24 protein-coding genes are annotated in these 26,715 nt (G+C 48.1%); 21 read left to right on the top strand and 3 right to left on the bottom strand.

All coding sequences use genetic code 11. The features are described 5' to 3' along the window. Positions 1-6 precede the first annotated feature (6 nt). The 12 genes from N3Z11_RS04820 (at position 7) to N3Z11_RS04875 (ending at position 12,277) form a co-directional block, all read left to right on the top strand. Positions 7-639: an alpha-ketoglutarate-dependent dioxygenase AlkB family protein gene (locus N3Z11_RS04820; RefSeq protein WP_260656023.1), complete on the top strand. Its 633-nt coding sequence runs from the start codon at positions 7-9 to the stop codon at positions 637-639. Between the two features lie 124 nt (positions 640-763). Then, on the top strand, positions 764-1,096 hold the full coding sequence (locus tag N3Z11_RS04825; protein WP_260656024.1) for a BolA family protein: 333 nt from the start codon (positions 764-766) through the stop codon (positions 1,094-1,096). A gap of 303 nt (positions 1,097-1,399) precedes the next feature. Beyond that, positions 1,400-2,590 carry an enoyl-ACP reductase FabV gene (gene fabV / locus N3Z11_RS04830; RefSeq protein ID WP_260656025.1) on the top strand — a complete coding sequence of 397 codons (1,191 nt, stop codon included), beginning with the start codon at positions 1,400-1,402 and terminating at the stop codon, positions 2,588-2,590. Between the two features lie 355 nt (positions 2,591-2,945). Then, positions 2,946-4,286 (top strand): Na(+)-translocating NADH-quinone reductase subunit A, encoded by a 1,341-nt coding sequence (locus N3Z11_RS04835; RefSeq protein ID WP_260656026.1) that lies wholly within the window; start codon positions 2,946-2,948, stop codon positions 4,284-4,286. A gap of 1 nt (position 4,287) precedes the next feature. Beyond that, positions 4,288-5,493, top strand: coding sequence for an NADH:ubiquinone reductase (Na(+)-transporting) subunit B (locus N3Z11_RS04840; protein WP_260656027.1), 1,206 nt, complete (start codon positions 4,288-4,290; stop codon positions 5,491-5,493). Further along, the gene (locus tag N3Z11_RS04845; RefSeq protein WP_260656028.1) at positions 5,486-6,274 is read left to right on the top strand and encodes a Na(+)-translocating NADH-quinone reductase subunit C; all 789 of its coding nucleotides are present in this window, start codon (positions 5,486-5,488) and stop codon (positions 6,272-6,274) included. Before N3Z11_RS04840 ends, N3Z11_RS04845 begins: the two co-directional genes overlap by 8 nt. Further along, positions 6,267-6,896: an NADH:ubiquinone reductase (Na(+)-transporting) subunit D gene (locus N3Z11_RS04850; protein ID WP_260656029.1), complete on the top strand. Its 630-nt coding sequence runs from the start codon at positions 6,267-6,269 to the stop codon at positions 6,894-6,896. Before N3Z11_RS04845 ends, N3Z11_RS04850 begins: the two co-directional genes overlap by 8 nt. 11 nt (positions 6,897-6,907) lie before the next feature. Then, positions 6,908-7,516 (top strand): NADH:ubiquinone reductase (Na(+)-transporting) subunit E, encoded by a 609-nt coding sequence (nqrE, locus tag N3Z11_RS04855; protein ID WP_260656030.1) that lies wholly within the window; start codon positions 6,908-6,910, stop codon positions 7,514-7,516. A 22-nt stretch (positions 7,517-7,538) separates the two neighbouring features. Then, entirely contained in the window at positions 7,539-8,771 is a 1,233-nt protein-coding gene (gene nqrF, locus N3Z11_RS04860; RefSeq protein WP_260656031.1) for an NADH:ubiquinone reductase (Na(+)-transporting) subunit F, read from the top strand. 215 nt (positions 8,772-8,986) lie between these two features. Beyond that, a complete protein-coding gene (gene nqrM, locus N3Z11_RS04865) occupies positions 8,987-9,199 on the top strand; it encodes a (Na+)-NQR maturation NqrM (RefSeq protein WP_260656032.1) in 213 nt (70 codons plus the stop codon). Positions 9,200-9,587: 388 nt separating this feature from the next. Continuing rightward, complete coding sequence (locus tag N3Z11_RS04870; protein ID WP_260656033.1) at positions 9,588-11,141, top strand: M17 family metallopeptidase; 1,554 nt, start codon at positions 9,588-9,590, stop codon at positions 11,139-11,141. 287 nt (positions 11,142-11,428) lie between these two features. Further along, positions 11,429-12,277: an MBL fold metallo-hydrolase gene (locus N3Z11_RS04875; RefSeq protein WP_260656034.1), complete on the top strand. Its 849-nt coding sequence runs from the start codon at positions 11,429-11,431 to the stop codon at positions 12,275-12,277. On the opposite strand, the gene N3Z11_RS04880 is transcribed toward N3Z11_RS04875, so the two are convergent. Continuing rightward, the gene (locus tag N3Z11_RS04880) at positions 12,268-12,678 is read right to left on the bottom strand and encodes a hypothetical protein (RefSeq protein ID WP_260656035.1); all 411 of its coding nucleotides are present in this window, start codon (positions 12,676-12,678) and stop codon (positions 12,268-12,270) included. The genes N3Z11_RS04875 and N3Z11_RS04880 overlap by 10 nt on opposite strands. Here N3Z11_RS04880 and N3Z11_RS04885 point away from each other — a divergent pair. The 3 genes from N3Z11_RS04885 to N3Z11_RS04895 are packed head-to-tail and all read left to right on the top strand — an operon-like array spanning position 12,677 to position 16,577. After that, positions 12,677-15,298, top strand: a complete 2,622-nt coding sequence (locus N3Z11_RS04885) for an ATP-binding protein (RefSeq protein WP_260656036.1) — start codon at positions 12,677-12,679, stop codon at positions 15,296-15,298. The genes N3Z11_RS04880 and N3Z11_RS04885 overlap by 2 nt on opposite strands. Before the next feature lie 18 nt (positions 15,299-15,316). After that, entirely contained in the window at positions 15,317-15,736 is a 420-nt protein-coding gene (locus N3Z11_RS04890) for an HIT domain-containing protein (protein ID WP_260656037.1), read from the top strand. A gap of 1 nt (position 15,737) precedes the next feature. Next, positions 15,738-16,577: an HDOD domain-containing protein gene (locus N3Z11_RS04895; protein WP_260656038.1), complete on the top strand. Its 840-nt coding sequence runs from the start codon at positions 15,738-15,740 to the stop codon at positions 16,575-16,577. Between the two features lie 124 nt (positions 16,578-16,701). Here the strand turns inward: N3Z11_RS04895 and N3Z11_RS04900 are convergent, their stop codons facing one another. Both N3Z11_RS04900 and N3Z11_RS04905 read right to left on the bottom strand, forming a co-directional pair. Beyond that, complete coding sequence (locus N3Z11_RS04900) at positions 16,702-17,598, bottom strand: recombination-associated protein RdgC (RefSeq protein ID WP_260656039.1); 897 nt, start codon at positions 17,596-17,598, stop codon at positions 16,702-16,704. Between the two features lie 131 nt (positions 17,599-17,729). Then, positions 17,730-19,475: an ATP-binding protein gene (locus N3Z11_RS04905; RefSeq protein ID WP_260656040.1), complete on the bottom strand. Its 1,746-nt coding sequence runs from the start codon at positions 19,473-19,475 to the stop codon at positions 17,730-17,732. 328 nt (positions 19,476-19,803) lie between these two features. Between N3Z11_RS04905 and N3Z11_RS04910 the strand changes: the two genes are divergently transcribed. The 6 genes from N3Z11_RS04910 to thrC all read left to right on the top strand — a co-directional run bounded on the left by N3Z11_RS04910 (position 19,804) and on the right by thrC (position 26,695). Next, on the top strand, positions 19,804-20,169 hold the full coding sequence (locus N3Z11_RS04910; RefSeq protein ID WP_260656041.1) for a response regulator: 366 nt from the start codon (positions 19,804-19,806) through the stop codon (positions 20,167-20,169). Continuing rightward, positions 20,166-20,780, top strand: a complete 615-nt coding sequence (locus tag N3Z11_RS04915; protein ID WP_260656042.1) for a chemotaxis protein — start codon at positions 20,166-20,168, stop codon at positions 20,778-20,780. Before N3Z11_RS04910 ends, N3Z11_RS04915 begins: the two co-directional genes overlap by 4 nt. Continuing rightward, entirely contained in the window at positions 20,780-21,751 is a 972-nt protein-coding gene (locus N3Z11_RS04920; protein WP_260656043.1) for a sensor domain-containing diguanylate cyclase, read from the top strand. Before N3Z11_RS04915 ends, N3Z11_RS04920 begins: the two co-directional genes overlap by 1 nt. Before the next feature lie 233 nt (positions 21,752-21,984). Next, positions 21,985-24,444, top strand: a complete 2,460-nt coding sequence (gene thrA / locus N3Z11_RS04925; RefSeq protein ID WP_260656044.1) for a bifunctional aspartate kinase/homoserine dehydrogenase I — start codon at positions 21,985-21,987, stop codon at positions 24,442-24,444. 3 nt (positions 24,445-24,447) lie between these two features. Continuing rightward, entirely contained in the window at positions 24,448-25,401 is a 954-nt protein-coding gene (gene thrB, locus N3Z11_RS04930) for a homoserine kinase (protein WP_260656045.1), read from the top strand. 4 nt (positions 25,402-25,405) lie between these two features. Next, the gene (thrC, locus tag N3Z11_RS04935) at positions 25,406-26,695 is read left to right on the top strand and encodes a threonine synthase (protein WP_260656046.1); all 1,290 of its coding nucleotides are present in this window, start codon (positions 25,406-25,408) and stop codon (positions 26,693-26,695) included. Positions 26,696-26,715: the final 20 nt, after the last annotated feature.

Raw genomic sequence — 26,715 nt, forward strand, 5'->3', positions numbered from 1 at the left:
GCTATTTTGCCAGACTTGCTCCAGAGCGACAACCAAACTGCAGTGAAGCGGCAAGCCAGGCAGTTTCTGTTGCCACAGGCCGAATTATGGTTATGGAAACAATGGCTGCCCGCGGAAAAAACGCAGCATTATCTGAGCCGGCTGCAGCAGGAATTGGATTGGCAACAGCCGCAATTGTGGTTATTTGGCAAAGCGGTACTGATCCCAAGATTACAGGTCTGGATGGGCGAGCCACATTGTTGTTACCGTTATTCCGGCGTCACTTTTCAGCCGCAGGCCTGGCATCCTTTGGTATGGCAACTGACGCAATGGGTGAACCGGCAACTGAACCGGCAATTTAATGCGGTGTTATTAAATTTGTATCGTCAGGGTGAAGAGCATATGGGCTGGCACAGTGACGATGAACCTGAGCTTGGTAATGCCCCTGATATTGCGTCCTTAAGTCTGGGGCAGGGCAGACGCTTTGATTTAAAACATAAAACCGACGGCTATCAGCTCAGCCTCCAGCTCGAAGATGGCGATTTATTGCTGATGGCGGCCCCTTGCCAGCAGTTCTGGCAACACAGAGTACCTAAACAAAAACAGGCAGATTCAGTGCGGCTTAACTTAACTTTTCGTTATATCAAATCGGCGCCATAGACGGCCTTAACGTGCTTTGGCAAGTGAAAATAAATATCTTTTTTTGCGTGCAAACAGCTGCTGACAAGCGACTGCGCGCCAACTAGAGTACAGATTAAGCAGACAACCTGAAGGAACGACAGCAATGTTAATTCATACCTCAATAGAGCAGAAATTGTTAAGCGCCTTCGATCCGGTCTTTTTGGATGTGATTGATGAAAGTCATATGCACAGTGTGGCGCCTGGAGCAGAATCCCATTTTAAAGTAGTGATAGTGACACCGGCTTTTGATGGCATGCGTTTACTGGCGCGCCACCGTGCAGTGAACGCCGTGGTGGCCGAAGAGCTGGCGGAAAAAATTCATGCACTGGCTTTACATACTTATACGCCAGCCGAATGGTACGAATATTATGCGGAAAAACCACCGGCCTCACCAAAATGTTTTGGCGGCTCTAAACGCGAAAAAGCCGAGCTCTGAGAGGTTCAGCTTTTGCCTGTGAGGCACGAGGTTCTGGGTGAGTAATAAGCACGCCAATCTCTGTTGTATTGTCTTACCGTTTCAGTTCAGCATAAAGATAAAAAGCGCTTCGGCGCTTTTTTGGTTTGTGTTGCTGTTGGTTTTGTTCTTTTTACAGCTATTGTCTCTGGATTTAGCCATCAGGACCGCCAGAACTATTCAGGGTTACTGCTTTTTCGCTGCAGTTCAATGCTGATCAGACCTGTTTGTCGTGTTAAAGTTTTACACTAACGGCAATTTTCACCAACTACAGGTTCTGCTCTTATGGTTATTCAACCAAAAATTCGTGGATTTATCTGCACCAATGCTCACCCGGTGGGCTGTGCTGAGCATGTGCAGGAACAAATTGATTACGTTAAAAAACACGGTGCTGTGGCCAATGGTCCGAAAAATGTTTTAGTGATTGGAGCCTCAACAGGCTACGGTTTGGCTTCACGGATCACAGCTGCATTTGGCTCAGGTGCCAAAACCTTAGGTATTTTTTTCGAAAAAGAAGCCTCCGAAGGTAAAACAGGTTCAGCCGGCTGGTACAACACTGCAGCTTTTGAAAAAGCAGCCGACGCAGCCGGGTTATGGAACAAACACTTAAACGGTGATGCCTTTACCGATGAAATGAAGTCCAAAGCCATTGATATTATCCAAAGCGAAATGGGTAAAATTGATTTAGTGGTATACAGTCTGGCTGCACCACGTCGCAAAGACCCTGTCACAGGCGAAATTTACAGTTCAGTGTTAAAGCCTATCGGTCAGGCTTATACCGCAAAAAATCTGAACACCAGCAAACGTGAAATTGAAGAAGTCTCAGTTGAACCTGCTAACGACGACGAAATTTTTAACACAGTCAAAGTGATGGGCGGTGAAGACTGGGAGCGCTGGCTGGATCAGCTGCATGCCGCCGGTGTGCTGGCCGAAAACTGCCAGACGGTTGCTTACACATATATTGGTAAAGAACTGACCTGGCCAATTTATGGTAAAGCCACCATTGGCCGTGCCAAAGAAGACTTAGACCGTGCCGCGGCCGCCATTACCAATAAGCTGGCAACGCAAAAAGGTCACGCTTATGTGGCCTCATTAAAGGCGCTGGTGACTCAGGCGAGTTCTGCAATTCCTATTATGCCTTTGTATATTTCGTTGTTATACCGGGTGATGAAAGAAGAAGGCACCCATGAAGGTTGTATTGAACAAATTTACGGTTTGTTCCAGAGCTGTCTGTACAACCCGGGTCGTCAGCTGGATGAAGCTGGCCGTCTGCGTATGGACGGTAAAGAGCTTTCTGCGCATATTCAGGCCAAAGTGGCTGAGCTATGGGACCAGGTACAGACTGACAACATTGATGAATTAACCGACTATAAAGGTTATCATCAGGAATTCTTACGCTTGTTTGGCTTTGGTTACAGCCACGTCGACTACGATGCGGATGTTTCACCGATGGTGACCCTGGCTAACTTAGCTTAAGATAACAAAGCCGCCACTTTGGCGGCTTTTGTTTGCGCAAGTGGGTAAAAAAATAACAACAAAAACTGGCGGCTTCACAGCAATATCAGAATAAATACAGTGAATTCTGGGATCATCCGGCTTTATCAGGCAAAGGATCGAAACTTGACTACACTTGGCTGCAGCTGTCCAAAGAGCGACAGAATTTTGTTATTTATCATAGCTGGCCTGTGGGTTTAATGCTAAAATCCGCCGCTATGTACGTGTATCTGGTGAAATCAGGTTGAATTTCAGCCCAATTTCGCCAGGTGCGCTGCCAGGCGAGCAGCTGAAAAACCAGGCCCTGTTTCTTCCCGTTAAAGTAGTGCAAGTACGTATGATTAAAATCAAAAAAGGATTGGACATTCCCCTTTCGGGCAGTCCTAAACAAGTGATTCATGACGGTCCTGCTGTCAAATCGGTCGCTGTACTGGGTGAAGAGTATGTCGGTATGCGTCCAACCATGCTGGTTGAGGTTGGCGATAAAGTAAAAAAAGGTCAGGGTCTTTTTGAAGACAAAAAAAATCCTGGCGTGAAATTTACTGCCGCTATTTCCGGTACCGTTACTCACATCAACCGTGGTGCTAAACGAGTGCTGCAATCTGTGGTTATTGAAGCAGATGGTAGCAACGAAGCTGTTGAGTTTACTGCATTTTCTGCAGATAAACTGGCAGGTTTAGATGCTGCAACAGTGAAAAAACAATTACTGGATTCAGGTTTATGGACTGCGTTCCGCACTCGTCCATTCAGCCAGATCCCGGCAATTGACAGCACGCCTCGTGCAATTTTCGTCACTGCAATGGATACAAATCCACTGGCAGCAGACCCTGTAGTTGTGATCAACGCTGCAGCGGACGCTTTCCAGCATGGTTTGACTGTGTTAACTCAACTCTCTGATGCCAAAGTCTTTTTATGTAAGGCTGCCGGTGCACAAATCAGTGCTCCAGCCAAGGTTCAGGTTGAAGAGTTTGCCGGCCCGCATCCTGCCGGTTTACCAGGCACTCATATTCATTTCCTTGAGCCGGTTTCGATGACCAAAATTGTTTGGCACATCAACTATCAGGACGTGATTGCCATTGGTAAATTGTTCACTACAGGTCAGCTGGACACCAGCCGTGTGATTTCGCTGGCCGGTCCTGTTGTGAAAAATCCACGTTTAATCAAAACCGTACTTGGCGCTGCGACTACTGACCTGACCAATGGTGAGCTGGCTGAAGGCCAACACCGTATCATTTCAGGTTCGGTGTTAGCAGGTAAAGTGGCGACTGGTGTTCACGCTTACCTTGGCCGTTTCCACAACCAGATTTCTGTGCTGGCTGAAGGTTACGAAAAAGAGTTTTTAGGCTGGATTGCGCCGGGTGCACAGAAGTTTTCTGTGACACGTGCTTACTTATCACATTTGTCGCCTAAGCGCCTGTTCAACATGACAACCACTACCAACGGTTCAGACCGTGCCATGGTGCCAATCGGCAACTATGAGCGCGTGATGCCACTGGATATTTTGCCAACACTGTTGTTGCGCGATTTGCTGGTAGGCGACACCGATGGTGCAATTTCCTTAGGTTGTTTGGAACTGGATGAAGAAGACTTGGCGTTATGTACCTTTGTCTGCCCTGGCAAATATGACTACGGTGTGGCACTGCGTGACGCTCTGACGACCATCCAGAAGGAAGGCTAAGATGAGTTTAAAGCATTATTTAGAAAGCATTGAGCCGAACTTTGAAAAGGGCGGCAAGTATGAAAAGTGGTATGCCTTGTATGAAGCTGTTGCCACTATTCTGTATACACCGGGTAAGGTGACAAAGTCTGCCACTCATGTGCGCGACAGTATCGACCTGAAACGGATCATGATTTTTGTCTGGTTAATGTTATTCCCTGCCATGTTCTTTGGCATGTTTAACATCGGTCATCAGGCGGCTTCTGTGTTGTCTGCCACTGTTACGCTGCCGGATACCTGGCAGGTTGCGTTGTTCCATATGCTGGGTGGTGAGTTAACCGCTGAATCCGGCTGGGGCAGCAAAATGTGGTATGGCGCCTGTTGGTTCCTGCCTATTTATGCAACAGTGTTTATTGTTGGTGGTTTCTGGGAAGTGTTATTTGCTTCTATCCGTAAACACGAAATTAACGAAGGTTTTTTCGTTTCTTCTATTTTGTTTGCGCTGATCCTGCCTGCAACTATTCCTCTGTGGCAAGCTGCTTTAGGTATCACTTTCGGTATTGTTATTGCCAAAGAAGTGTTTGGCGGTACTGGCCGTAACTTCTTAAACCCTGCTTTAGCGGGCCGTGCTTTCCTGTTTTTTGCCTACCCGGCGCAAATTTCAGGTGACAAAGTATGGACTGTGGCTGACGGTTATGCCGGTGCAACCTGGTTGTCAAAGGCTGCCAATGGTGAAGTGACGGATTGGTCTATCAACCAGCAATGGTGGGACGCTTTCTACGGTTTTATCCCTGGTTCTATCGGCGAAACTTCTACGCTGGCGCTGATGATCGGCGGTCTGGCGCTGATTTATTTCCGTATTGCCTCATGGCGTATTGTGGCCGGCGTGATGGTCGGTGCAGTGTTCTTTGCCACTATGTTTAACCTGATTGGTTCAGATACTAACGCTATGTTTGCCATGCCTTGGTACTGGCATGTGGTGCTGGGTGGTTTTGCCATCGGTATGTTCTTTATGGCAACAGATCCAGTGTCTGCTTCTTTTACCGACTCAGGTAAATGGGCTTACGGCATTTTAATTGGTTTTATGGTTGTGATGATTCGTGTGGTGAACCCTGCATATCCGGAAGGCATGATGCTGGCGATTCTGTTCGCTAACCTGTTCGCACCATTGTTTGATTTTATGGTTGCACAAGGCAACATCAAGCGGAGGCTGGCACGTAATGTCTAATAATAACGAAAGCATCGGCAAAACCTTTGGTGTTGTCATTGGCTTATGTTTAGTTTGTGCGATTATTGTTGCCACAGCTGCTGTTCAGTTACGTCCGAAGCAAGTTGAAAACAAACTGGTGGATGCGCAGAAAAACATTCTGGTTGCCACTGGCCTTTTGACTGGCGATGACGTGAAAACATTGTTTGCCAAGCATGTAAAAGAACGTTTAGTGGATCTGGATACCGGTGAATTTGTGGACCAGGATCCAACTAAGTATGACTACCGCAAAGCGATGAAAGACACTGCACTCAGTGATGCACTGGCTGCAGCGGATGACAAAGCTTCGATTAAACGCCGTGCAAAGGTAGCGCCTGTGTATTTTGCCTATAACGACGGTATTGAATCTGGCAAGTTATCTGCCATCGTACTGCCGGTGCATGGTTATGGACTCTGGTCAACTATGCATGCGTTTTTAGCATTGGATGTAGATGGCACAACCATTAAAGGTGTGAACTTCTACGAACATGCTGAAACCCCTGGTTTAGGTGGCGAAGTTCAGAATCCAAAATGGGTTGCACAGTTTGTTGGTAAGAAAATTACTGATGAAGCCGGTAATCCAGCCATCAAGGTACTCAAACCTGGTAACGCAGCACCGGATTCAGTGACTGATGTTGATGGTTTATCAGGTGCCACACTAACCAGCAATGGTGTTCAATACACGTTCGAATTCTGGACCGGTGCCAAAGGCTTTGCCCCATTCCTGGCTAAAGTTCGTCAAGGAGCATTAAACAATGGCTAATGCAAAAGAAATGAAAGCACTTGTCTTTGGACCTGTGTTTGCTAATAACCCAATTGCATTACAGGTACTGGGTATTTGTTCTGCGCTGGCAGTAACAACCAAACTGGAAAAAGCTTTGGTCATGGGCGTAGCCCTGACCTTAGTAACAGCTTTCTCCAGCATGTTTATTTCAATGATCCGTAACCATATCCCATCCAGTGTGCGGATCATTGTGCAAATGACCATTATTGCGTCTTTGGTTATCGTGGTAGACCAAATTCTGAAAGCTTATGCCTACAACGTAGCTAAAGAGTTGTCAGTTTTTGTTGGCCTGATTATTACCAACTGTATCGTGATGGGTCGTGCTGAAGCTTACGCCATGAAAAGCCCACCACTGATGTCATTCCTTGATGGTATCGGTAACGGCTTAGGTTACACAGTGTTGCTGGTCATTGTTGCGGTTATTCGTGAACTCTTTGGTTCAGGCACTTTAATGGGCGTAGAAATTCTGCCTCTGATCAGTGCTGGCGGCTGGTATCAGCCAATGGGTCTGTTGTTAATGCCACCAAGCGCATTCTTTATTATCGGCCTGTTTATCTGGGTGTTGCGGACTTTCCGTCCTGAGCAACAAGAGAAACACTAAGGAGCCATGACATGGAACATTATTTAAGTTTGTTTGTCCGTGCCGTGTTTATCGATAACTTAGCGTTATCGTTTTTCCTCGGTATGTGTACTTTTATCGCTATTTCCAAACAGATCAAAACGGCATTCAGTTTAGGTATTGCTGTAACTGTGGTATTGGCACTGGCTGTGCCGGTAAACCAGATTGTTTACCACAAACTGCTGGCTCCGGGTGCCTTGGCCTGGTTAGGTTTTCCTGATGCAGATCTGAGCTTCCTCGGTTTTATCACCTATATCGGTGTAATCGCTGCTCTGGTCCAGGTGCTGGAAATGTTTCTGGATAAATACGTGCCGGCGCTTTACAACGCCCTGGGCATTTTCCTGCCTTTAATCACTGTAAACTGCGCCATTTTTGGTGGTGTAGCCTTTATGGTTGAGCGCGATTACAACTTCGGTGAAAGTGTGGTCTTTGGTTTAGGCAGTGGTATTGGCTGGACTCTGGCCATTACACTGATGGCCGCTGTCAGTGAAAAACTGAAATATGCCGATATGCCACACGCACTGCGTGGTTTAGGTTCGCGCTTTATTATGGTTGGTTTGATGGGATTGGGCTTTATGTCCTTCTCCGGCGTGTCGTTGTAAAGCCGATTGAAAGGAAAACATTATGATTGATTCGCAAATTCTGCTTGGTGTTGGCATGTTCACCTTACTGGTGGTTGCTCTGGTTGTCATGATTCTGGCAGCCAAGGCAAAACTGGTATCTTCAGGTGAAATCACCATCAGCATTAACGGTGATCCAAGCAAAGCAATTAAAACAAGCGCTGGCGGTAAATTGTTAGGCGTGTTGGCTGACAAAGGTATTTTCCTGTCATCAGCCTGTGGTGGTGGTGGTTCTTGTGGCCAGTGCCGTGTTCACGTGCATTCTGGTGGCGGTGACGTATTACCTGTTGAATTTGGTCACCTGACCAAAGGTGAACGCCGTGAAGGTTGCCGTTTGGCTTGTCAGGTGGCTGTGAAAACAGACATGGACATTGAAGTTGAACCGGAAATTTTTGGTATCAAAAAGTGGGCTTGTACTGTTATTTCAAACGACAACAAAGCCACTTTTATCAAAGAGCTGAAGTTACAGATCCCAGATGGTGAGTCTGTACCATTCCGTGCTGGTGGTTACATTCAGATTGAAGCTCCGGCTCACCATGTCAAGTATGCCGATTTTGACATTCCGGCAGAATACCGTGGTGACTGGGAACGCTTTAAGTTCTTCACCTTAGAGTCAAAAGTAGACGAAGAAACTATTCGTGCTTACTCGATGGCAAACTATCCGGAAGAAGAAGGCATCATCATGTTAAACGTGCGGATCGCAACGCCGCCGCCAAACAACCTGACGCTGCCTTGCGGTAAAATGTCTTCGTACATCTGGAGCCTGAAGGCCGGCGATAAAGTAACTATTTCTGGTCCATTTGGTGAGTTCTTTGCCAAAGACACAGATGCAGAAATGGTCTTTATCGGTGGTGGTGCCGGTATGGCGCCAATGCGTTCACACATTTTTGACCAGCTGCGCCGGTTAAAATCAAAACGCAAAATTACCTTCTGGTACGGTGCCCGCTCAAAACGCGAAATGTTCTATGTTGAAGATTTTGATATGCTGCAGGCCGAAAACGACAACTTCCAGTGGCACGTTGCCTTGTCTGATCCACAACCGGAAGACAACTGGACTGGTTACACCGGTTTTATCCACAACGTCATTTATGAAAACTACCTGAAAAATCACAAGGCTCCGGAAGACTGTGAATTTTACATGTGTGGTCCACCAATGATGAACAAAGCCGTTATCAATATGCTGAAAGACTTAGGCGTAGAAGATGACAACATCCTGCTGGATGACTTCGGTGGTTAATCACTGAAGATAAAAAAGCCAACCGCAAGGTTGGCTTTTTTTTGCCTGTCAATCAGCTGAACGGTTGCCATACTGAGCATTGCCGTCGGTATGGTGCTGTTGACATCTGCGCCGCATTGGCAAATTGAGTTAGGGTTCGGCTGAGAAAATTGCTACAATGACGCCCTTGATTACGCCAGCGCATCGGGCTTGGCATGGTGCTGTGAGAGGTGGTTATGGAAGTTTTTATCCTTACTTTTGTGGTTATGCTGGTGGTATTTGCAGCCATGGCAATTGGTTACATGGTGCAACGCAAAACTATTGCCGGCAGTTGTGGCGGTTTAGGTGCCCTTGGCATCGAAAAAGCCTGTGACTGTGATACGCCCTGTGAAAAACGCCAGGAGCGGATGCGCAAAGAAAAAGAGTGGCAGGATAATAAAATTATCTAACCCCAAAAAAGGCCGGTATGTGTACCGGCCTTTATGTTTTTGTGCCCGGCAGCGACAAAGTCCGGACTAGCGCGTCAGCCCAGATAGCCCGGACATTGGTTAGCTGTGGTTTTGCTGGCAAAAAAGACAGTTTCGATGTGTTCAGGCCAACAACCATTTTGAACCCTCAACTCAAGCCATGTACCTGCGTCTTGATAACCACAATCTGTAATGCACAGTACCTTTGGGCGTGATGAACTGAACTCACGAAAGTTTGCCCGGATATAAGCGTGGACAACACAGCCGGTTTTGTAGCGAAGTGCTGACACTGTGAAAAACTGTCATGTTGTGTCTTCTTGTACTGTGACTTGCACTGCCGGATAATGCCGGAACTTTCAGCAGAAGGATAATGAAAACAATGGCTTTACCTATTCCTTATGCGGTAACTGCGGTTGCTGCAGCTTTGTCGGCAGCCGATGCCGATGCATTTATTATTGTGGCCACTGATGCCGCTGCAATACCGGATACCGCACTGAGTCAATTTATTCAGCAGGCGGCGTTGATTGACCAACGTGTTGGCAGAGAAACGCTGTTATTGCATTGTGCGCTGGTGCCGGGGCAAAAACTGATTATCGCGCCAACAGGCCCACTGAATCGCGATTTTGATGACGTGCGCTGTTTTGCTGATGTTGCCAAACAGGCGGCTTTGCTTGCCAAGTCAGCAGGTGCCCGTCAACCCGTGGTTTGGGTGGAGCTACCTGCAGGTGACACTTATGCCAAAGCCACTGAAGTGGTCTATCTGGCAATGGCGCAGGCTCTGTGGCAGCCACTGGAAGGGCGTGAAGCGCTGGGTGAAGCAAAAGTTGAACCGGTCGGCCGTATTGGCCTGGTTGGTATTACTGCGCAGGACGCTGAATATTTACATGCAGTGGAGGCTGGTCGTCGTCTGGCCCGCGACTTATGCGGTACAGAGCCTGAGCGGATGGCACCAAGACGTTTTGCCGACTATTGCGTCCGGGCCTTTGACGGCAGCGCAGTGCAGGTACAGGTTGAAACTGACATTGATAAGCTGTTAGCCGACTATCCGTTATTAATGGCGGTTGCCCGTAGCTCGTTGCAGGTAGACAGACACAAGCCTGCGGTGATCCGGCTCGAGTATTGTGGAGAAGGTGAAATCACCGAAACTTTATTGTTTGCCGGTAAAGGTCTGGTCTACGACACAGGTGGTGCCGACTTAAAAATCAACGGTGGTATGGCTGGTATGAGCCGCGACAAGGGTGGGGCAGCTGCTGTTGCCGGTTTTATGCAGACTATTGCGCTGTTAAAACCAAAAGGACTTCGTGTCATTGCCGAAATTGGCGCAGTGCGCAACAGCATTGGCTCTGACGCTTTTGTACCTGATGAGATTATTAAAAGCCACGCCGGAGTGCGGGTTCGCATTGGTAACACAGATGCCGAAGGCCGGCTGGTATTGGCGGATCTGATGTCGCATTTAAGAGAGGATGCGGCAAAGTGTGTGAATCCAACCTTGTTTTCAGTTGCCACTTTAACAGGTCACGCTGCCCGCGCTGTTGGGCCTTATACGGCGCTGGTGGAAAACGGCGCTGCATTGTCGCGTCAACTGTCTGCCTTGCTGGCCAAAGCTGGTGATAGCTGGGGGGATCCGAGCGAAGTATCACGCAGCCGCCGTGAAGATTTTCAATTTATTAAAGCCCGTAGCTGTGCCGATGATGTATTAAGTTGCAATAATGCACCATCTTCGGTGACAGCCCGTGGCCACCAGTTCCCAATGGCATTTCTGGTGGTGGCAGCTGGTTTGGATCAGGCTTCAGCGCAGCATGCAACACCGCTGCCTTATGTGCATATTGATATTGCCGGCAGTGGTGTTGATGGCGGCGACTGGCAGCATGGTAAACCTTCGGCTGCACCTGTAGTTGCTCTGGCAGCACATTACCTGCGTTAATTCCCTCCTTTCATAGCGGCCTGTCTGTATAGAAGCCTGGCCGCTACTTTTTCTGTCGCTTGCCAGCATGTATTTCGCTGCTTGATGCTTGCAGCGCTGTTCAGAACTTCGCTTATTGCTGATCCAGCCTGTTATTTTTTCTGTATTGTCCTTGTCTGGTCATTATGTTAGAAAAATCTGAACCTGATGGTCATCAACCACATAAATTCCAAGCCTGTAACCGTCAGCTACATTGCCGCCATGCGATAGGCCGGCCAGGCACTTACTCACCACGGAGGATTGTATTGATGCGTGTTATTTATCTGTTGTTGTTATTGCTTAGTGCTGCGGTGTCAGCAAAAGAAGAAGATCGTTACGCCAAAGTGCAGATTGAAGCAAAGGCGGTAGCTGAGCATATTTATATGTTGACCGGTTCAGGCGGAAATATGGCTGCAGTGACGGGGCCGCAGGGGGTATTACTGGTGGATGCGCAGTTTGCCGAGCTTGCCGGCAAAATTAACGCCAAACTACAAGAGATTTCGGCTAATGGTAAAATCGCCACTCTTGTCAATACACACCACCATGCCGATCATGTCAGCGGCAACAAGGTGCTGGGGCAGGGCGTGGCTATTATTGCGCACCAGAATGTCTATCAGCGTTTAAATGCTGACGACAAGTTTGATAAAAAAGGCCTGCCGACAGTGCTGTTGCAACAACCGTTACAGCTGACGCTGAACAACGTGGTGCTGGAGCTGATTCCGATGCCGGTCAGTCATACCGATGGTGATGTTGTGGTGTGGTTTAAACAAGCCAATGTGCTGCACACCGGCGATTTAATGTTTGCCGGCCGTTTTCCTTTTATTGATCTGAAAAGCGGAGGTTCTATTGCCGGTTATATCGAAAACACCCGGCAGCTGATTGCCCGTATTGATGACAATACCAAAGTGATCCCTGGCCACGGTGATTTAACCAATAAAGCCGGTTTGCAACAGAGTCTGCAGATGATGGAAGAAACTCTGGCTCTGGTGCAATCTTATAAAAAAGCTGGTCTGACGCTGGAGCAGGCTATTGCTAAAGGTTTGGGTGACAAATACAAAATCTGGCACTGGAACTTTATTACCGAAAAGCGCTGGATTGAAACCTTATATCAGGCGTAATCATTGAGATAGGCAGGGTTTTGTTCCGCAAGACCCTGTTTCTTTTTGTTAAACCTGGGTTTTTCCACAGCTGCCTCATTGGCTGTTTTTGCTTTGAGTGAATGTGAGACCGTGCCTTCATAAAAATCTGTAGTGGCTATATGGGCCTTGTAGCAATAGCCAATGGAGGCTCTGGTTTTTGTATTACCGGCAGCAACCTTATCAATTTTCGCCAAAGCTGACAGTGACCGGACTGCGGGACAGCTGATAAAAAACTCAGTTAAAAGCCAGAGCATACAATAGCCTGATAAAGCTGTTGTGAGCAGCTTCATAGCTCGGTATGCTGCATACATCAAAGAATCAACACCTTGGTAACGGACACAGGCACAGATGAGATTACGCGAAACGCTGGTGATATACATGTTTCCGTTATTGGTGCTGCCCACAGTGTTGTTTGGCTATCTTGCTTACCATTTCAGTACCTCCAGTTATACCCAGCAGGCCTATATTCAGGTGGCACGACATCTGGCAGGGCAACAACAAAAAGTAGAACAGTTTTTTGGCGGTCAGCAGCACCTGTTATCGACCCTGGTGCAAACAGAACAGCTGCAACAATATCTGAAATCCGGTAGCCCGGCCGATGCAGAGGCGCTGGCGTTATTGCTGGAGCGGATGCAGCAGCGCGACAATGACCTGCAACAAATCCGGCTGTTAAAACTCAATGGTGAAATCAGTGTGTCGGTGCCGGCTTTGCATTTGCCTAATCAGGGCAATCAGCGCTTTCGCAGTAATTATTTTTCGTTTTTGCAGGCCATGGTGGATGATCAGGGCATTTTTATTGCGCGCGAAACCGATTTGAATGAACTGAAAGTGGTGGTGGCGCAAAAAATTTATCAGCCAGCCCAAAGCAGTGCCGATTTAAACCGGCTCTGGGGTTATCTGGTGGTCAGCCTGGATCTGCGGCTGCTGGATCTGGTGGTACAAAATAAGTTGCTGAATCAACACGTCAACTTACTGGTCAGTAACACAGGGGTGATTGCCTATTCAGACAAGGTCAATCTGATAGGTAGTGCTTTTGCGCCCACTAATTTCCGTCAAATCCAACAAGCTGTGCATTCAGATCGGCTGCACGAAGTCACTTTGCTGGGTAAACCTATGCTGGTGCTGGCCAGTCAGTTACCGGGCGACTTTATTTTATTAAGCGCACTGGATGAAGAGGAATTATTGGCGGAGCATGCGCTGTTACCGCTGTGGCTGTTTAGCGGCAGTCTGATTTTTGCTATCGGCTTGCCATTACTGTGTTACTGGCTGCTGGTGAAATATATTTTTGAACCTATCAAAGTGCTGACCGAAGCAAAAACTGCGGTAGGCCGGGGTGATCTCAGTACCTTACTGACGGTGAAAAAGCAGGATGAACTGGGTGACATGTTTGCTGCTTTTAACGTGATGGTGCGCCAGCTGCGGGTGTATCGTGAGCGAGAACGGGCTTATAAACAGTTGCTGGAAGACAAAGTACAGCAAAGAACCCAGGACTTAGCGCTGGCCAACAGTAATCTGGCCCAGGCCAACCAGGAATTGATTCAGGCACGCGAAACGGCCGAGCAGGCCAACAGACTCAAAAGTGTGTTTCTGGCCAATATGAGCCATGAAATCCGCACACCACTCACCGCCATTATTGGTTTTAGTGAACAGGCGCTGGTGGAGACAGACAAAGACAAACTGGCGGATTATCTGCAGCGGGTGCTCAGAAGTGGCGATCACTTATTAAGTCTGATTAATGACATTCTCGATCTGTCCAAAATTGAAGCGGAGAAACTGGAGTTATCCAGCCAAACCTTTAACTTTCTGCAAATGCTGGACGATATTTATCAGCAAACCCGCAGTCAGGCAGAGGCCAAAGAGTTGCAGTGTTTGCTGGAGCTGAATTATCCGCTGCCGCAGTTTCTACGTACTGATGAACTCAGGTTCCGCCAGGTGTTATTAAATCTCACCAGTAATGCGCTGAAGTTTACCCAACGTGGCAAAGTGGTGATCCATGTCAGTTATCTGGTCGGTCAGGAACAGCTGGTGATCAAAATAAAAGACACCGGTATTGGCATGACGCCGGACGAACTCAGTAAGCTGTTTCAGCCTTTTGTGCAGGCGGATGCGGCTGTCACACGGAATTTTGGCGGCACCGGCCTTGGCCTGGTCATTTCGAAAAAACTGATGCAGGAAATGCAGGGTGACATTAAAGTTGAAAGTGTAAAAGGCATTGGCAGCTGTTTTGAAATTGTGATGAACTGCGAAACCCAGCATCTGAGTCTGGTCGATAGTTACCAGCCGCCACAAGAACAAAACCCTGAGCCTGAAACCATTCACAGTCACAAGGTCAAAGTGCTGGTGGCTGAAGATAATACCGACAATCAGCTACTGGTGTCGGTATTGCTGCGTAAAATAGCTGCAGAATTTACCATGGTTTCCAATGGCCATCAGGCGGTAGAACAGCTGTTGCGGCATGAATTTGATCTGGTGTTTATGGATATGCAAATGCCGGAAATGGGCGGGGAAGAAGCCACCCGCCTGATCCGTCATGCTGGTATTGACGTGCCGATTATTGCCCTGACGGCCAACGTCATGCGCGAAGATCATCAAAGGTATCTGCAGGCCGGTTGTCAGGCGCTGTTGGCCAAACCCATAGTACAAAAGGACTTTTACGCCATGATCAAACAATACACTCATAAAGAGCGCACTTTGGAAGAAGAGCTGGCGCTGCGTTTGGAGCAGGATCCGGCCATTATTGCGTTAAAACGTGATTTTGCCGAACGTTTACCGTCCCAGCTTGCTGAGTTGCAACAATTGCAGCAACAAGGCGATTTGGCAAAATTACAATATGAAGCCCATAGCCTGAAAGGCTGTGCCGGCAGCATGGGATTCCCGGAAATCACCCAGTTGGCAGCAGAGTTGGAGCTGTCGGCAAAAACAGCGGATACGATGGCTTGTCAGTTGTTGATCAGCAGAATGCAACAATCTGTCCGGCCTAAATCGGAAGTGCAGGCCTGAAGCAGGCAAAGAGACTATATGGATCAGCAGTTTGAATTACATCCGCAACTGGCCAAAGATTCTGTCTGGTTGGCGGACTGGCCTTTGTGCCAGGTCAGATTAATTAACGATAAAAATTACCCCTGGTTCTTGCTGGTGCCAAGACGCAGTGGTGCCCGTGATATTATCGATTTAACCAGTACCGAGCAGCAGTTATTGTGGCAGGAAAGCAGCCGGCTCAGTTTGTTGTTAAGGCAAGAGTTTGAGCCTGATAAACTGAATGTGGCTGCACTTGGTAATATGGTGCCGCAATTGCATCTGCATCATATTGCTCGTTTTAACACCGACCCGGCCTGGCCAGCGCCGGTTTGGGGCAAATGCCCGGCCTTGCCTTATAGTGACTGCGAAATAGCCACTATCTGTCAGCACTGGGCTGCGCTTGCACAACAAGGGAACTGATATGTCTGCACAACATGCATTGATGACATTACTCATGGAAAAACTGGCCACCAATATGCTGGTATTGCCAACCTTACCGGAAATTGCGGTGCGGGTGCGCCAGGCGGCTGATGATCCGGATATTAACCTGCACGCGATGTCTGAAGTGATAGCCCTGGATCCGGCATTGGCTGCCAGGATGATCAAAATTGCCAACAGCGCTTTTATCGGTCGAAGCATTAAAGTGTCGACGCTGAATCAGGCGGTCACCCGTATTGGTCTGAGTCAGGTGAAAAATATTGCTACCGCCATGGCGCTGGAGCAACTGTTTGTCAGTCATACCGCCGAAGTTGCTGCCACTATGGCCGATTTATGGCGCGACACAGTGCATGTGACCTGCGTTGCCATGGCATGCCTGAAACTGTATTTACCACAGCATAAACACGATAACCTGAATCTGGACACCCTGACATTGGCTGCTTTGGTGCACCGTATTGGCGTGTTACCCATTCTGGTCGAAGCGGAAAAGTACCCGGAAGTGTTTGCTGAACCGGAATTTTTGCGTAAAGCAACAGATGAGCTGGCCTCCCGTATTGGCGTGGCTATTATGCGACACTGGGGATTTGCCGATGCTTTTATTGAAGTGGTCAGTCAGTGGCGGCAGCCGCAGTGCTCTGAAACGGTTCAATACACAGATTTTGTCCGGCTTGGGTTGTTATCCTTAGACTATTACCGTGACAGACGAGATAGCGATAGATTGATAGAACACTACCTGAAACAAGAGCTTATTCCAAACCGTAACTTTATGCAGGATGCGCAGATAGCTGCGGCTGTCGCTGATGCCAAAGCAATTTTTATGTAACTGAGCTATGGCGATGAATGGGCGCTTTGAGCTTAAACAAAGCTGGTAGCGCTTTGTTTTAACGCCTGGAAAATAAAAAGCCACTTGTACACAAGTGGCTTTTTTACGGGCTGCTGCAGAACTGTTATTCGGCGTTTACCGCCTGACGAACCGCCTTTAATACCGAAGCCAGCTCGTTGGCCATCACCAGCAAGTCGGCATCCAGACGCAGCACCATATCGTCCCAGCCTAATTCATCGTTGCTGTCGGTCAGCATTTCATGAAAACGCAGTTTTTTCAGGCTGCCATCGTCACAAACCATCAGACTGATTTGGTTTTCCACAGCCAGTTCCAGTTTGGTGACCAGCTTATCTTCCAGATGACTTTGCACTTCAGCAGCGCTTAACAGGTGATTGCTGAATTTCACTTTGGCACCTTCTTCATCCGGCGCTTTGAGTTCAGCCTCGTTGCCAAGCACAAAACCCTGAGGCAAACCTTTGTTAGTCAGCCATTGTTGCATGGCCAGATTCAACTGGTTCTGGTCAATCCACGGCAACGCAGGCAGAGAGCCTAATGCCTTACGCACTAAACTTAACACTTCTTCAGCGCGCCCAGCTGAGCTGCTGTTCACAATAAACCACTGATTCTGCTCGTCATAAAGTGCAGTTGTGACACTGGAGCGGCTAAATGCCCGTGGCAGCAGCATCTGGATCAGCTCTTCTTTGAGTGCGTTCTTTTCTTTGCGACCCAGTGGCCGGCCTTTTTCGGCTTCCAGCGCGTCAATTTTGGGTTGTAGCTCTTCATTGACTACTGCGGCAGGTAACACTTTTTCCTGGCGTTTGACAGCGAATAAATGCAGATGACCCTGCTGATGGTGATATTGTTTAATGCTGTGGTGCAGTGGGTAGGTAAAGCCCATTTTCACGGCTTCCTGGCCGGTACAAGGGCTGAATTTATGCTCTTGTAGTGCACGTTCCAGTGCTTCAGATTGCAGATTTAACGTTTCGGTAATTTGATAAACACGCAGATTTTTAAACCACATAACTCACTTCACATCGGATCCTGGTAAAAAAAACAGTATACCTGTAACGGAGCGGGGCACAACCTGCAGTTGGCTGGTGCGGCGCCGGATGCTGAAGATAACAGCAATCAGGGCGCAGCCATCCGGGCGTTTTACGAGCGTTTTAATGTTTTTGGAAAGCGGATATGGTAAGCCAGACCTTGGCCTGGTTCACTTTTCACCTGAATGCTGCCGCCTAACGTTTGACGCACCAGGTTGTAGGTAATATGGGTGCCAAGGCCACTGCCACCCTGATCTCTTTTTGTGGTAAAAAACGGGTGGAACAGTTTTTCCAGCTGCTCCGGCGTCAGGCCTTTGCCATTGTCGGCGTAATTAATATCCACCACATTGCCTTCATCCACCACAGTGATGTTGATATTGCCTTCTTCCATCTCTTCAAAACCATGGATCAGGGAATTCATCAGCAGGTTGGTGAAAATTTGTGAGATGGCACCGGCCGGGCAACTCAGGGTCAGGTTTTCCGGGCAGTTCACTTCAATATGATGTTTGGTCTTTTTAAAATGCGGCTGCAGTGAACGGATAATTTCATTCAGATATTCATGCAGCTGGATAGTACGGATGGCTTCACTGGTTTGATCCACGGCAATTTGTTTAAAGCTGGCAATCAGCTCAGAAGCGCGGATAAGGTTAGTGTTTAAAAGCTCAGTGCCCTGTTTGGCTTCTTCAATAAAATGTTCCAACGCCTTGGGCGACAGGCTTTTTTCCTGATAAGCATGCTCCAGTGCCGCCAGTTTTTCCGCCAGAAAGCTGGTTGCTGTGACGCCAATGCCGACAGGTGTATTGACTTCGTGGGTAATACCAGCCACCAGGCCGCCCAGCGCCGCCATTTTTTCCGATTGCACTAAGCGGTCCTGCGCCTGGCGTAAATCGTTGACCAGTTTTTCCAGTTCAGTTTGTTTACTGCGCAGTGCTTCTTCGGTGTGGCGACGGCGTTCAATTTCTTCACGTAAAGCCTGCTGCTTTACTTCAAGCTCTTGTTTTTGTTGCTGTAAGTCCATCATAGCCTGACTCAGGCCCGAGGTCTTGCGCGCCACCTCCTGTTCCAGAATAAGATTGTGCTGGTCGAGTTTTTCGTTGGACTGCAGCAGTTGTTTTTGCGTGTTTTCCAGCTGGCCTTTGTAATCCTGCACCCTGTCGATCAGGCGGTTAAAGGCATCAGCCATCACACTCAATTCATTGGTATCACCATGCTGAATTTCGACTTTGGCACCATCCAGGTTATCCAGCTCCAGCTCTTCAATCTGTTGTGTGAGTTCGGCCAGGGGCAAGGTCAGTTGTTTTCTGAAGGCAATTAAAAACAGAATAATCAAAAAGGTGGTTTTGAGCAGCGCATTCCCAATCAGGAAATAGATACCCACTTTGATGCGGTCCAGCACTATGGTACGGCTGGAAAACAAGGTTACGTCACCCACCTGGGTGGCGCGGCCGGAAAATTCAAAAATCAGCGGGAAGGTATAACCAAAGAGGCCGGATTGTTGTTCAGTCAGCCGCACCCCTTCTTTCACCAGCTGATTACTGTACCTTTCGCTGATATCAACATATTGGCCGAGCTGCGTGATCACAGCGCCGCTGTCGTCGCGCACTATGATGCCTTCAATCGACGGAATAGCAAGTAAACCGTCGGCAATAATCAGCGCTTGTGTGGTGTTTAACTCCCAGATAGCCCGGGTTAAGCTGCCGGAAATAGTTTGTTGTAAGGTAGACAGCTCGCCGTTGATATGGTTTTTGGTATTAAAGTACTCTGCAACAATCTGACCGACAGTGACGACAAAAGTTAAAATAAAATAAACCGACAAAACTTTGGTCAGCAGTTTTCTGGATAAACTTTTTTGCTGCATCTGACTACCTGTGCGTTCAGCGGGGGTGTATGCCACCTGATGCTGTAAAATTAGCTAAAAAAAACAACAATTAAAATAGCAAAATCAGATTAAGTTCCGCCATTTGCCACTTTATGTCAATTCTGTATTTTTTTGCGTGGTTTGCTGAATTTTTTCCCCGAACTATAGCTGAGATTTCGCTTTGGCGAAAATCAATACACTTATGTTAAAAATGGCGGCAAAGCTGTAGCGAAATGCGGGCAATCTGTTGCATTAGGCGGGTCAACTGGTTATATTTTGCCCGTAACTTCGCATAAATATTAGAATTATAATAATGGAGCTGTAGCGAATGGCGTTGCCGGTACTAATTTGTGATGACTCTATACTGGCGCGAAAGCAAGTACGTAAGAGCCTGCCAGAATCTTTTGATGCCGAATTTCAAACTGCTGCCAATGGTCTGGAAGCGCTGGCTATTTTGCGCAGCCAGGAAATTGGTTTGGTTTTTCTTGATTTAACCATGCCGGAACTGGATGGTATTGGCGTGCTTGAGGCCATCAAAGCGGAAAATATCGATTGTTTTGTCATTGTGATTTCTGCCGATATTCAGCCTGAGATGCAAAAACGAGTGATGGAACTTGGTGCCCTGGCTTTTATTCATAAACCTGTCAATGAAGAAAAGCTGAGCGGCATCTTAAAACAATACGGATTGATATGAATAACCTCGGCTTTAGCGAAGAACAACGCGACTGTTTGCAGGAAATTATCAACGTCGCTATGGGCCTTGCCAGCGATAAACTTGCACGTTTTCTTAATACATTTGTCCATCTGCAAGTGCCTTCGATTGCACTGGTTGGCGCCAGTATGATCCCGGCTGAATTTGAAAGCCGTTACCGTGACACCGAAGCGGCGCTGGTGAGTCAGGGATTTTTTGGCAATGAAGGGGTGCGTGGTGAAGCCATAGTGCTTTACCAGATGGCCAATGCCCATAAAATTTCGGCTTTGCTCGGTTATGACGTGGGTGACGTATCTGAGATAGAGATGCTGACCGATATCAGCTCGATTTTAACCACGACTTTTTTAAATGGTATGGCACAACAACTGGAAAACAGTTTGTCGTACAGTGCGCCACGGGTATTGTCGTCTAATAACGGTGACTTATCCGGTATCTTAAAAAGCACCTCGTTTCATTGGGAACATGCCTTAAAAGTCGATATCAGTTATCAACTGGTCGATCATTCTTTTAACTGCGACATGATTTTATTGATCCCTGCCGAAGCCGTCAGCAATATCAAGACGATCCTCGACCGTATTCTGGAAGATTATTGATGTCTTATGCCTGGTTAAGCAGTCCAATCCTGGCACAATTAAATAGTGGTGTACTTGTCATCGACGATGAATATCAGATCCACTACGCAAATAGTTTTATTGAACGTCATGCCGGCCTGCAACTGGTTGATATCCAAGGAAAGTCTTTATTTTCTGTGTTTGCCGACTTGCCGGAAGCCTGGCTCAAACGCAAGCTGATGAGTGTGCTGGATTTAAAAACGCCGGCTTTTAGCAGCTGGGAACAGCGCCAGTATATTTTTAAGTTTGCCCATCTAAGACCCATGACCAGCAGTAGCCAGTATATGGCGCAAAATTGCACTATGTTGCCGCTGGATACCCCAGAGCTGGAACAGCCGCTGATTTGTATTCTGATTGAAGATGCCACCGATGCTTTTGTTTATCAGCAACATCTGAGTAAAACCCTGACTGAACTGGAAAAAGCCAACCGGCAGGATGGCCTGACCAAGGTGCTGAACCGGCGCTTTTGGGAAGAGCAATTGAAACAGGAAATTCACCGGGCGCAGCGTTATCATCATCCGTTGTCCCTGTTGTTGTTTGATTTAGACAAGTTTAAGGATTTAAACGACAAATACGGCCATTTAGGTGGTGATTTTGTGTTGGTTGAACTGGCTTCTTTTATTGGCAGCCTGTTGCGTGACTCTGATTTATTAGGCCGTTATGGTGGTGAAGAATTTGGCATTATTCTGCCAGACACCCCCTTGTCCGGTGCTGTCGAAGTGGCAGAGCGTATTTGCAATGCGGTCGCTGATCATCTGATGTTATTTAATCAGCAAACCATCAGAGCCAGTTTAAGTATTGGTGTGGCCGAGTTTTCGCCCAAACAACATTTATTGCACGACGATTTGATCCGCAGTGCCGACATTGCGCTTTATAACGCCAAAAGAGCGGGCCGCAACCGGGTCTGTATTTTCCAGCCCGGTGTCAGTGACTATCAGAAAAAAGTGAACTAACGACTTTTGGCTTATTGCCTGAGCCCCGTCTTTGAAAAATTCTAAACATTTAGATTGACAGACGTCTAAAACTTTGAGCATATAGACAGTATGAAATATACACATCTCAATACCACCACCATTATTACAACCACCACCCTTACCGGGTAGGAGGTCGGCGGCGTATTGTCTTAAAAAGGCCCGTGACCTCACCAGTCACGGGCCTTTTGCGTTTCTTGCAAAGGAGAAATCTTATGAGGGTGCTGAAGTTTGGTGGTTCGTCATTAGCGTCGGTTGAACGTTTTTTAGAAGTTGCCGGCATTGTAAAACAACAACTAAGCGCTGAGCCTGTTGGCCTGGTGCTGTCTGCCCCCCAGGGTGTGACCAATTTGTTGGTGGAGCTGACCGACTTAGCATTTTTGGGCACCGACTATTTGCCGCTGCTACAACAATGGCAGCAACGGCTGGAGACTTTGCAGTCAGAGGCCAAAGATAAGCTGTTGGCAGCGGATAACGAAGCTTTGACTCTGGTGCGCGAGCAGCAGTTTGCTCAGTTATCGGCGCAGTTGCAGGGGGTTGCTTTATTACAATATTGTCCTGATCACATTAAAGCCCGCATCCTGGGTTTAGGTGAACAATTTAGTGTGGCTTTAATGACAGGCCTGCTTAAAAAGCTGCAGATAGATACTATTGCGCTCGACTCTGTGGCTTGTGTCAAAAGCCAGGGCGACTATTTAAACGCAGTTGCTGATATTCCGGCATCCGAGGCTGCCCTTGGTGCGGCAATTGCCAAACAACAGGCGCAGGTTTATGTGATGGCTGGTTTTGTCTCCAGCAACAGCAATGGCGAACTTTGCCTGTTAGGCCGTAATGGCTCTGATTATTCTGCCGCTATTGTGGCTGCCAGTATCCGCGCCAGTGTTTGTGAGATCTGGACTGATGTCGATGGTGTGTACAGTGCCGACCCGCGTCAGGTGAAACAGGCGCAGCTGATTGACCATCTGTCTTATGACGAAGCTATGGAGCTGTCGTATTTTGGCGCCAAAGTGCTGCATCCAAAAACCATAGGCCCGCTGGCCCGTTATCAGATCCCTTGTTATATCAAAAACACTTTAAACCCATCGGCACCAGGCACTTGCATCGATGCCAACAATAACGGTGATTCGCTGGTCAAAGGCATTTCCAGCCTGGAGCATCTGGCGCTTATTACCGTATCCGGCCCTGGCCTGAAAGGGGTAGTGGGCATGGCGTCGCGCGTTTTTGCCACTATGGCTCGCGAGCAGGTGTCGGTCAGTTTAATTACCCAGTCATCCAGCGAGTTCAGCATTAGTTTTTGTGTGGCGCAGCTTGATTTAAACGTCGCGAAAAAAGCGCTGGAAACTGAATTTGAACTGGAGCTACAAGGCAAGTTGTTAAGGCCTTTGGCCATTCAGTCGGATATGGCCATTGTTAGTTTAGTGGGTGATGGTATGCGTCAGCACCGCGGTGTGGCGGCCAAGTTTTTTGCCTCTTTATCCCAGGCGCGCGTTAATATTGTCGCCATAGCGCAGGACTCGTCTGAGCGTTCTATTTCAGCTGTGGTAGAGCAAAAATCCTGTCGCAACGCGGTGAAAGTCTGCCATGAAAACTTCTTTAGCCATGTGCCCAGTATTGATGTGTTCCTGGTGGGTTGTGGTGTTGTAGGCAGTGAATTGCTGGCGCAATTTGAACGCCAACAACAGTTTTTGCAGCAGCGTAATGTGCGCCTGACAGTGTACGGTATTGCCAATTCCAAAGCCTTGCTGCAGGATGCGCAGGGCATTAACCTGGCGAGCTGGCAACAACGGATGGACGGGCAAAAACAGCAGTTCAGTCTGGAAGCACTGAGTCAGTTTGTGCAGGACAACCATTTAACCAATCCGGTTCTGATTGATTGCACCAGCGCTGAAGCTGTGGCTATGCAATATGCCGATTTCCTGGCCGCTGGTTTTCATGTGGTGACGCCAAACAAAAAAGCCAATACCGCAAGCCTGGACTATTACCGGCAGCTGCGTTTGGTGGCACAACAGCACCGCCGGCGTTTTTTATATGAAACCACAGTGGGGGCAGGTTTACCGGTGATCGACTTTTTACAGGGCTTACTCAACGCCGGTGATGAGTTAATGGCCTTTGAAGGCATTTTATCCGGTTCTTTGTCTTATATGTTTGGTGAGCTGGAGCAGGGCGTGGCGCTGTCGGAAGTCACCGCCAAAGCCAAAGCTATGGGCTTTACTGAACCCGATCCGCGGGATGATTTATCCGGCATGGACGTGGCGCGTAAGCTTTTAATTTTGGCGCGTGAGTCGGGTTTGCAGCTGGATTTATCGGATGTGACGGTGGAATCAGTGTTACCCAATGATTTTGCGCCAGGTGCTTCTGTTGCCGATTTTATGGCGCAGCTGCCAGAGCTGAATAGCTGGTTCGCCGACAAAGTGGCAGCGGCTAAAAGTGAAGGCAAGGTATTACGTTATATCGGTGAAATTGCCAATGGGCAATGCAAGGTATCGGTCAAAGCACTGGATCTCAACCACCCGCTGGCTAAGGTTAAAGACGGCGAAAATGCGCTCGCTATTCATACCCGTTATTACCAGCCTATTCCTTTTGTATTAAGGGGTTATGGCGCCGGTGCTGCGGTGACAGCGGCCGGTGTGTTTGGTGATGTGATGCGTACCCTTGGCTGGCAGCAGGAGATGTAAATCATGAAGTCGTATTATGCACCAGCTTCAACCGGCAATTTTTCGGTTGGGTTTGACTTACTGGGTGCTGCTTTTGCGCCCGTGAACGGTGAGTTATTGGGGGATGAGCTGGTGATCGAGGGTGAGGCGGCAGAACTAACACTGCGCCTCAGCGGCCGTTATCTGCATCAGTTGCCTGGTGATGTAACGGACAATCTGGTGGTGAGCTGTTTTTACGCTTTTGAAAAAAAGCTGGGGAAAACCTTGCCACGCCTCAGTTTGCACTTAAAAAAGCATCTGCCGGTGGGCAGTGGTTTAGGCTCCAGCGCTTGTTCTATTGTGGTGGCCTGTTATGCCTTTAACGACTATTTTGGCAAACCACTTTCTGATTATGAGCTGCTGCAACTGACCGCCGAATGTGAAGGCGGTGTCAGTGGTGCTGTACATTATGACAACGTGGCGCCGTCTATGGTGGGCGGTTTGCTGCTAATGCTACCGGAAAGCCCATTGTTATACCGGCCTTTGCCCTGGTTTTCACACTGGAAAGTGGTGCTTTGTTATCCGGGCACTGTGTTGTCTACCAAAGCCGCGCGTGAAGTTTTACCCAAAGAGTTGAGCCTGAAACACAGCATTGTTTTTGCCGGTAATCTGGCGCGTTTTGTGTCAGCGCTTTATGCCAAAGACGAAACTGAAGCTTTTGCATCCCTGCATGATTTGGTGGCAGAACCGGCGCGTTTACCGCTTATTCCACAGCTTAGCGCCATTCGTTCAGCCTTAATGGCACAGGGCATTGGCCATGTTGGCATTTCCGGTGCCGGCCCAACCTTGTTTGCGGTTTGCCAAAATGACGAACAAGCGGAATTTGCAGCCGCATATTTTCAGCAACACTATGAAAAAAATCAGGATGCCATGACTCATATCTGCACTTTAGAGCAGCAGGGCGCGCGGGTGTTATCAAATCAGTCAGTACAGGATTAAGCAGATGATGTTACGTAATATCAAAGTTCCGGCACAACAAGTGAGTTTTTTAGAAGCGGTACGTATTGGGTTAGGTGAACAGCAGGGGCTGTTTTTTCCGGACAGCTGGCCAAAGCTCGATGTAGATACTTTGTTGGATATGCCTTTTGCTGAGCGCAGCGCTGTTATTTTACAGGCGCTGATTGGTGATGAATTACCCCAAGCTGAGCTGTCAGCCTTGGTAGCCGAAGCTTTTGCGTTCCCGGCGCCGCTGGCAGCTGTGACAGAGGATGTGGCTTGTTTAGAGTTATTCCACGGGCCAACTTTAGCTTTTAAAGACTTTGGCGGCCGTTTTATGGCGCGCGCTTTAATGGCGTCACAACAGCGCTGCGGCGTGAAAAAAACCACTATTGTTACTGCCACTTCAGGCGACACAGGCGCAGCCGTTGCCCATGCGTTTTATCAGCAACCAGGGGTGGATGTGGTGATCTTGTTCCCTAAAGGCAAAATCAGTGTGTTGCAGGAAAAACTTTTTACCACTTTGGGCAAAAACATTCACACCCTGGCGGTGGACGGTGATTTTGACCAGTGTCAGGCGCTGGTGAAAGAAGTATTTAACGACCGTGCTTTAGTGGAAAAACTCAATATCAACTCGGCAAACTCTATTAATATCAGCCGCTTATTTGCGCAGATTTGTTATTATTTTGAAGCTGTAGCCCAGGTGCCGGCAGCAAAACGCCAGAATATTGTGGTGTCAGTGCCCAGTGGTAACTTTGGTAATTTAACCGCAGGCTTAATTGCCAAGGTATTGGGTTTGCCGATTAAACGTATGATTGCCGCCACCAACGCCAATGACACAGTGCCAAGGTACTGGCAGAACGGCGTCTGGCAGGTCAAACCAACAGTGGCCACCTTGTCCAATGCCATGGATGTGAGCGCACCGAATAACTGGCCAAGAGTGGAAGATTTGCTGGCACAAGGTGTCATTTGCCGAACTGACTTAAGCACAGCCATGGTGGATGAAGAAGACACCCAGTTAGCCATGCGTCAGTTATCGCAGTTGGGTTATTTATCTGAGCCCCATGCCGCAGTGGCTTACCGGGCGTTAAAACGCGAGTTGCAGCCGGGTGAATTTGGTATTTTCCTGGGCACCGCCCATCCGGCTAAATTTAAAGAGCAGGTGGAAAACATCCTCGGTAATCCAATCGCATTACCACCCGAATTAGCGGCAGTTGCCGGCGAACCAAGTTTAGCTGTCGACATGGCGGCAGATTTTGTAGAATTGCGCACAAAGTTACTTGCTCTGGGCTCATAACCCCGGATTTTCAGGGATAC

Source organism: Rheinheimera sp. 4Y26 (genome assembly GCF_025245835.1).
Taxonomy (GTDB): domain Bacteria; phylum Pseudomonadota; class Gammaproteobacteria; order Enterobacterales; family Alteromonadaceae; genus Pararheinheimera.